Below are 2253 nucleotides of genomic sequence, written 5' to 3' on the forward strand. Positions count from 1 at the left end.
ACCCGGACAGCCTGACGACACCACGCCGTCCAGACCAGCACCCGGACGGCGCGTCACCCGCACGACAGGGCAAAGGTTGCCTGATGCGGCACTAGCTCCGCCGCCGCCGTGGCGGCCCGGCCATGCCGCCCGCGCCCCGCACCACGCGTCGACGACTTGATCAATCCCCAGAGTCGAGCGTCACTGCATCTCGGCTCGCCCTCCCTACGGCGAGCCCGGCCTCGTCAGCCCATGACGCTGCCTGCGGGGGCAGCGATTGGGATCGGCCGCACACGTACCGGAAGGACACCCGTCATGGTCTCGCCGCACCGGCGCGCGATACCGCGCACCGTCACCGACGTCTTGTTGTGGCTGCTCGCCAGCGACGTCGTCGCCGCCCACCAACCCCAGCCGCACTGGCCCGACCGCTGCGGCAACCTGCGCTGCGCCGGTGAGGCATACCCATGCCCACCCGCACGCGACGCCCACCTCGCTCGCCAGGCCGCGATCCGCCCCCAATCGCGACCGGGAGGCCGCGCGCGGGTGAGCATGCCCGCCTACCAGGTCACCGGCTGGTTCCAGCCCGCCCGCACCCATCCTCAGGCGGCGTGAAGCCGGGAGCGTTACCAGCCTTGCCCACGAACAGGGCGTCGCCCAACGGCGGCGCCCTGAGCTATTTCAGGAGGAAGACATCATGGAACCCGCGCCGCACTCCACCGATAACGTCGGCCGGCAGGAGGAACTCAACGTCGGCGATCCGGTCCTCGGGAAGTCACGGCTGATGTCGCGGCAGTGCGACACCTGCATCTTCGCTCCCGGCAACCGGATGAACCTCGGTCCGGGACGACTGCGTGCCCTCGTCACGCAGGCCCGCGAGCAAGGCTCCTACATCGTTTGCCACGACACCTTGCCGCACTATTTGTACCCGCAGGTGAAACCCGCGATCTGTCGCGGTTTCGCCGACCGTTACCGCACGCGAGCCCTGCAACTCATCGAGCGGCTTTGGGGATTCGTCGAGGTCGACCCACCGCAGCCGTCCGCGCAGCACGACAGCCGGTGCAAGGCTGACCAGTGAGAGGGCACCGAGGAACCGATGCGCCACCAGGCGGTCACCGGCCCTCCCTGACGCCCTGCGCGCAGCGGAGGTAGGGCACAACCTGCGGGCCCCGCCAGGCACGCGCTGCGTCGGTGATTACGGTGGGCTGGACAAATGCTGTCCAGCCCACCGTCCTACCTCGGCCCCTCTTCCACGTTAAGGGCACGTGTCGGTGTACGGGTCAACGTGCACAGCCGGGTACAGCTGATCGTGCACAGCGTTGTGCAGACGGGCGATGAGACGAGCGAGGCACGTCCGACGTTTCAACCGTCCGCGAGTCGACCAGCGGACTCAGCGAAACCCGCAAGACCGGTTTGGGGGGGGCATCGTGACGTTCCGTTACGACGATCCGTCGTCGATCCTGTAGTGCATCCGCTTCTGCCGATGTGCGGAAGGTTGTCATCCTCGATGACGACGTTCGTAGACCTGGATCACTCGAAGCGTGGGATCCGCGCTCTCTGGCGTGCGTAGCCGATCGGTCAGAAGGAAAGCGGGCAAGGAGAACCCGGCTGCATGCTCGTACTCGGACAGCACGAACGTTCCGCCCTGCCTCTCAGGCTGCCATTCGTGCTTCAGGGCGTAGCTGATGACGGCCCGGACGTCGGCCGATGCCGGATAGGCGCCATCGGTCGCACATGCCCCCCACGGTGCCGGCCACGCGACCGACAGCAGATCCGCCTGGAGTGCCTGGCTCGTCTTTCCAGCGCCCCAGACCCGCAGGCGAACGCACCGGTGGCAATCAGCGCTGCCCTGCACGTGATGAATCTCCGCGCGCCACACGAAGGTCCGCCCGTCGATTCGCAGCTGCCGCAGTCGAGTCCGCACGTGGGTCACCTCGCGGTCGATCTTTCCCGATCCGCGGAGGCCAGCCAACGTATTTGCCCGTGACACGTGCCGCCGATCGGGTCGCCGTGGTGTGCACGCTCATAGCCGCAGAGCGCGCCCGGCGGCCAAGGCGCAGCGGTCGCGGATTGTGACCGGCGGCCTCGCCCGTCGGCGCTCGCTCGTGCCGAATTGAGGACGTTCATAGTGGCGCCTGATGCCGTTGGGGGGAGGGCGATTCGCTCGGCTGTTGCTGTTGGGTCCAGTACTCCTCGAGGCGGTCGGCTAGTTCCGTCGGGTGGCCGAGCATCGGGAGGTGATCTCCGGGCACCTCGTCCGGAGTGATGTGTAGCCGC

At 68.0% G+C, this 2253-nt stretch carries 3 protein-coding genes; 2 read left to right on the forward strand and 1 reads right to left on the reverse strand.

Annotation, left to right across the window (positions count from 1 at the left end):
* Window positions 1-294: 294 nt before the first annotated feature.
* Window positions 295-591, forward strand: coding sequence for a hypothetical protein (locus BXA10_RS30210; RefSeq protein ID WP_076474241.1), 297 nt, complete (start codon window positions 295-297; stop codon window positions 589-591).
* Window positions 592-673: 82 nt separating this feature from the next.
* On the forward strand, window positions 674-1054 hold the full coding sequence (locus BXA10_RS30215) for a hypothetical protein (protein ID WP_076474242.1): 381 nt from the start codon (window positions 674-676) through the stop codon (window positions 1052-1054).
* A 420-nt stretch (window positions 1055-1474) separates the two neighbouring features.
* On the opposite strand, the gene BXA10_RS30220 is transcribed toward BXA10_RS30215, so the two are convergent.
* Window positions 1475-1900: an integrase gene (locus BXA10_RS30220; RefSeq protein WP_076474243.1), complete on the reverse strand. Its 426-nt coding sequence runs from the start codon at window positions 1898-1900 to the stop codon at window positions 1475-1477.
* Window positions 1901-2253: the final 353 nt, after the last annotated feature.

Origin of the sequence: Micromonospora avicenniae, from assembly GCF_900156065.1 — a bacterium.
Lineage (GTDB): Bacteria > Actinomycetota > Actinomycetes > Mycobacteriales > Micromonosporaceae > Micromonospora > Micromonospora avicenniae.